Annotated in this window: 7 protein-coding genes and 1 pseudogene; 2 read left to right on the top strand and 6 right to left on the bottom strand. The window is 37.7% G+C overall.

Annotated features, from left to right (window positions below):
• A partial coding sequence (locus G519_RS0137685; protein WP_029198940.1) for a YhcN/YlaJ family sporulation lipoprotein occupies window positions 1-186 on the top strand: 186 nt, incomplete at its 5' end.
• Window positions 187-402: 216 nt separating this feature from the next.
• Here G519_RS0137685 and G519_RS0137680 read toward each other — a convergent pair.
• Window positions 403-900, bottom strand: coding sequence for a hypothetical protein (locus tag G519_RS0137680; protein WP_244280356.1), 498 nt, complete (start codon window positions 898-900; stop codon window positions 403-405).
• Between the two features lie 247 nt (window positions 901-1,147).
• On the opposite strand from G519_RS0137680, the pseudogene G519_RS49670 reads away from it, so the two are divergent.
• Window positions 1,148-1,508 (top strand): annotated as a pseudogene (locus G519_RS49670) (transposase); the annotation flags it as partial.
• A gap of 133 nt (window positions 1,509-1,641) precedes the next feature.
• Here G519_RS49670 and G519_RS0137665 read toward each other — a convergent pair.
• The 5 genes from G519_RS0137665 to G519_RS0137650 form a co-directional block, all read right to left on the bottom strand.
• On the bottom strand, window positions 1,642-2,442 hold the full coding sequence (locus G519_RS0137665; RefSeq protein ID WP_029198937.1) for a hypothetical protein: 801 nt from the start codon (window positions 2,440-2,442) through the stop codon (window positions 1,642-1,644).
• 393 nt (window positions 2,443-2,835) lie between these two features.
• On the bottom strand, window positions 2,836-3,468 hold the full coding sequence (locus G519_RS0137660) for an ankyrin repeat domain-containing protein (protein WP_029198936.1): 633 nt from the start codon (window positions 3,466-3,468) through the stop codon (window positions 2,836-2,838).
• A gap of 224 nt (window positions 3,469-3,692) precedes the next feature.
• Window positions 3,693-3,893 (bottom strand): tyrosine-type recombinase/integrase, encoded by a 201-nt coding sequence (locus G519_RS53840; RefSeq protein ID WP_409372034.1) that lies wholly within the window; start codon window positions 3,891-3,893, stop codon window positions 3,693-3,695.
• Window positions 3,850-4,674: a tyrosine-type recombinase/integrase gene (locus G519_RS46595; RefSeq protein WP_409372035.1), complete on the bottom strand. Its 825-nt coding sequence runs from the start codon at window positions 4,672-4,674 to the stop codon at window positions 3,850-3,852. The genes G519_RS53840 and G519_RS46595 overlap by 44 nt, the downstream gene beginning before the upstream one ends.
• Before the next feature lie 515 nt (window positions 4,675-5,189).
• Window positions 5,190-5,528 (bottom strand): Ltp family lipoprotein (locus G519_RS0137650; protein ID WP_029198935.1); only part of this gene is annotated, 339 nt, incomplete at its 5' end.

Below are 5,528 nucleotides of genomic sequence, written 5' to 3'. Positions count from 1 at the left end.
GATCAAATCGCTTCCAAAGTCAGGGAAACCGATCCGACCATCCAAAATGTATATGTTTCCACCAATCCGGATTTCATCGACCGAATCAATGCGTATGTTAGGGATGTGCAACAAGGACGGCCGGTCGCAGGTTTTGTTAAGGAATTTAATGAGATGGTACAACGAATATTTCCGAATGCCCAGTAACGAAATCCTGTATTCCCCGTCTTTTGTATGGTGCGAAAGACGGGGCCATTTCCGTAAAATCGATGGACGATTATTCAACATCCCTATAATTATCTCATTAAATAATACAGGATGCATTTATAAATATCAGCCTGGAAGACACGCTCTTCTGTTTTTTTTGTTGCTCATCGAAAAGTATATAAAATAAAGCAGGTCTGACAAACGTAACCCGTCTGTTCAACCCCTATATACCCTAAAATTCTGCTGCTGCAGCTGATTTAGTAAATTCGATGTTACAAAGACTCCAACAGGAGGCAATTTATCAGTATACTTGTACGGCAACGTATTTCCACTAATGGGGTATTCGTTCAGACTAAGATCAGTTGTAGCAATCCAAGTTCCATATTCACCTGCTTGTAGAGAGGGAGGATTCATAATAAGACGTCCGCTTAAAATAAAATGTCGAATGTTAATTGGAGGATCATCAAAAATGGTTAAGTTACCGGAGTATGTGGCGTAAGGTGAATCAAATGTGATTTGTTTGGCGCTTTCATTCCAAGATCCATGAATTGGAATAGGAATACCACGAAAATTAATCGTACCAATTACCTTGTTATTAGTAATAGAGTTTATGATGAGTGCGCCCCAAGCGATCGGTCTACCAGCTATATCAGCGCGGATACCCCATTTTGTTAAGAATGATAGACTAACCATAGTTATCTGTTCAGTTTCCAAAGTTGATCTCTCCTTAATTTTAAGAACTGAGGATTATGCCTAGAAGATTGGATAAGCTTAAGTTAATGGCTAATCATTTGAATTACTGTTTTGTTTATAGAAACAATACAGTATATGCAATACGAACAGAATGATCCATTAGACATCACTAAATTGCCCATTGTCGGCATCTGGATAGCCTTTAGCATTCAAACCGGGTGGGTGAATGCCGTGATTCAACAACAACAGTCCTTGACCTTGCCGGTCTATGGCGATTCGGAAAGCAAAACAAGGCAAGAAGGGGGTTGGGAAAAACCAAGGCATTTACTACTTCGAAGTAGATCTATGCAAGAGGTGTCCGTTCAAGGAAGGGTGCTACAAGGATGGAGCGAAAAGCAAAACCTACTCGAATGACCATTAAATCCGAAGAACACACCGAACAAATGGCGTTCCAAGAAAGTGAGTACTTTAAGGAAAAAGCGAAGGAACGCTACAAAATTGAAGCAAAGAATAGCGAACTCAAACACAGGCACGGGCACGGGTATGATGTAGCCACATCCTCGGGTCTATTAGGTATGGAGATACAACGCGCAATCGCTATATTCACGGTAAATTTAAAACGAATATTGAAACGTACCCATAGGAAATTTTACTTCACAGAATACAGGTTCTGTGAAGTAAATATAAAAATAAATTGCCGCTCGTCTCATCGAAAAAACATACATCGGCGGCGGCAATCAATGTTATAAGTCAAAATAAATCCTAGTTCTTGTTTTTCTTCTGTTTCACCCACGGAAACTCTTCGACCAGAAAATCTTGATGGAAATCTACTGTAAATACCTTTACCAGAGCCATATTGTTTTTACGCGAATCTGATTTGTGGCTTATAAATGTCATCTGATCTTTGTTGCCTACAATGATGACCTTCTTTCTGAAGCTCGCTTTATTTTTACTTAGATCATCCAGTGACTTGTTGAATTTGTTATAGAACATTGCTTCTGAGACATGAAAAGCTTCTCCAACAAGTATTAGATTGCCTTGTTGGTCAAAGATTTGGATATCATTCATCCTCTCTGATTGATCATCCGATTTATTACTATCATTGGCAGTAGGCAAGATTGTGACCCTATTAATAGTTTTATTCTCAAGTAGATTATTTTCCTTGAGCAAATACCTCACCATAGCTAGAACCGTCATATAGTGGAACAGTTGATTCAAGCATTCAACCGGACTCTTCACTTTTTGATCTCCCCACAACCCATTTTTGAGGTATTTCGCTTTTTGAATCGCTGTAGCAGTAGCAGTGGCATTGAATTTATTGCTAATATCAGCAATGAGTTCATTCAATGCGCTAGTAACCAAATTCATCTGACATTCAACCTGTGTTAAGATATCCCGACCGTCTTCTACTACAAAACTCTTCAATTTTTCACTGGCCAACTCTGGTGCAAGTTTCAAAGTATTCTCAAAAGTTGGTGCTACTTTGCCTTTTTCAAACTCGCTTTCGGGATTGATATAGTTTTCGAGGATATTAATGTTTGGTTTTAATTTGTCTTTTGCCACTGTTACTCCTCCTCAAATTTAGCCGTTGTTATTAAAGTAATTGTAAAATTATCGACCTCATAAACCAAATTCATCAGCTCGGTTAACCTAAAGAGGTCACCTCTCAATAAGTTTATCCTATCCAATGAGTAAATTTGAACCTAATATCCCCTATTCCCGCAAACTATATTTTAAGACAATTACTTCACAGTATCGGTATTCTGCGAAATAAAAAAATTATAGTGGTCTATACTGCTTTAAAATAGAAAGTACTTCCCTGAAGCGACTATTCACAGCATGATTAAAAAAATCCTCGAACCTCTCATCACCTTTGTCAAATCTATAACCGTCCTCCAGAACTGCCAATAAACCTTCGGGCATGTTTCCGTAAACGAACGTTCTGATTAATCTATTTTACTGTTTTGGCTTCAAATCTTTAGCCCCAAATTTCTTCAATAGGTTTACTAAATGTGTATCACCTAAATAATGAGCATACATTATCGCGGTATCCCCATGAGAATCTCTAAGATTGGGGTCTGCTTTTGCGTCTAATAACATTTTTATACACCGAATATCTCTTTTAGCTGCTGCCACTGTTAGAGGTGAACATCCGTAAGTTGGTGCAAGAAAGTTACAATTTGTTTTTTTTGAAAGTAATTTCTCTATATTCTCGTATCTGTTACTATCAAAAAATAGTCCTCCTTCAACCCAATTAAGTAAATCTTCTTGGTATTTTTTTCTAGTATGATAGTTGCTTAATTTAATATAAACAAAAATAAAGCTTATAACGACGAACGCAATTATTATAATGCCTAGGTTCCCAGAATCTGAGTTAAGTTTGCTATAAGCATTACTTATTCCATCGAAAGTTGCAATTATAATTGCTAAAATAACGATTTCCGAAAAAAACCAAATTATCAACATTAAAAAACTCTCTGTAGCCAATAAATTTAGTAATAGAATACCTGCAGCGATCGTTACACAAAGCAGTGTAATAAAAAAAGCCAATATGAGAACTTCGCCTAAGACATGCTGCCCAAAATTCAAAAGGTCTTTCCCTCCTATACTGTTGCTCTATAAAGTACAATGTAAAGTTGATTCCTCTTAGAGACTTATGTACATAGATCCTCAACCTTATTATGTAATATACATCATACCAGACTTACAAAGAAAATATCATAATTGACCCACAGATTGCCGCGGCCACATATCGTCCGATAGATTATAAGTAACTAAGAACCCGCTTCCATTGTGCTGGAGCGGGTTTTTAGTTACTTATCTGCGTTCAGTACGCCAGCCTTTTTCTGATCATCAAAGATGTGCGTGTAAATCATTGTGGTTTGGATTGACTCATGACCGAGCTGATCCTTCAGATGCGGGACGTTATTGTTCTCTTGTGCATGACGGGTAGCGAAGCTGTGACGCAGCTTATGTGAGCGAAGGTCGACCGAAGGCTTTGGCGTACTTCTCAACCAATTTTTGCACAGCTCTTACCGTTAACCGGCCTTCTTTCCAGTTTATCGATTCCTGGGAGGGAAGTAGTAGTGCCCTTGTTGTTTTTTCGGGCTTATATTTTCTTTTCCGGACACTGATATAGTCCTTGAGATCGGCCTTGGCAATGTCGCTAAAGTAGATTACGGATGTTTTACCACCTTTGCGGGAGACCGTCATAGAGTTGGAATCCATATCGATATCTTCTTCATTTAACCCAACCAACTCTGATACCCGCATCCCTGAACCAAGGATTAATGAAATAATTGCCGTATCTCTTTCTCTATTTAGTGTGTGGAATCGTTTGGTGGTTCCATGAAGCTTCGGCTGCTGACCGAATTCAAAGGCAACAAACTCCCGGAACTTTTCAAAGTCATCATCTCGAAGGATGTAGCTCTTGATATTATTTGCTTTTGCATCGTTATCGACTTTATCCGTGGTCATTTCAACCTTTGCCATCACGTTTCGGGTTAAGTATGGGGTCAGGTTCTCATGTTCAGCAATATCGGAAAGGTATTTAAACAGTGACACTAACGATGCGTACTTGCGGTTGATTGTATTATCAGCGTTACCTTGATCCCGAACCAGATGGCTTCTGAATTTAGTAATGTCTTGGACTCTTAATTTATTCAGGAGATCGAGGGGGATATCCGATACAGGGCCCTCATGGTAGCCAGAGGAGACTAACCAATCAAAGAAGATAATATAATCGTGGACGTAATTGAGCAGGGAAGCGGGGGATAGGGAGTGCTTATGCTCAATAAATTCAACTACATACCAGGGAAGAGTATGGAGTTTGCTTTCTGTACTTGTGCTAGTTCGTGAATCATTGGGTAGGGAACACCTCCGTTATATTTAGAACATTTGTTCCCATTATAACATACTGGAAAATAATGTCAATTAATTTATTTAACTATGTTAAATAAATTCGTAAAAATGATTCTTGACGTAATAATAATTCAAGTATGTGTTTGATGAAAATAAAGTATTAGACTGAAGTTGTTGAGTTGACGCGGTTTTTCAGGTGGAAAATCGATAGCTTTTGAAAAATAAGATTTAGACTGATCCATAAAAAGAAACAGCAGCGAACAAAGACTTGTATAATAAAGTCTTAGACTGCTGCTGGTTTCAATTCAACTAACGTTCCTCGTTTGTTCAACAAGAATCTCTATAATCAGCTTTAACTTTTAAAAATGGAAAATCAGTAATGAACTTTAACAACTAAAATGAAAATAAAACGCCATCAACCAATTCTTTAGTTAAGGGCGTTTTGAGTTTTATTTATCCAAATTCTTAATAGCATAATCGGCTTCTTCTTTTGTGAATTTTTCACCGTGTTTAGAAGTTAGTTGGTCTCGTATTGCTGCTGGCGACATTTTCATTGAATCCTGATAATCTTTTGCTTTATTCAAGGCATTTTTATTGAAATCGGCTTTTATATTGTCGACTGCGTACTGTGCTTCGTCTTCTGTAAACTTTTCACCATGTTCAGAAATAAGTTGATCATAAATTCCTTGTTTTGACATGTTCATTGTTTTTGCGTATGATTCAGCTTTTTTTAAAGCGTTTGCTTTCCAGTCAAATTGAAAATTATCTATTGCATACTTGGCAGATTC

The organism is Paenibacillus alginolyticus DSM 5050 = NBRC 15375, assembly GCF_000422905.1.
GTDB classification, from domain to species: domain Bacteria; phylum Bacillota; class Bacilli; order Paenibacillales; family NBRC-103111; genus Paenibacillus_E; species Paenibacillus_E alginolyticus.
This window is presented reverse-complemented; position numbering and strand designations above follow the sequence as displayed.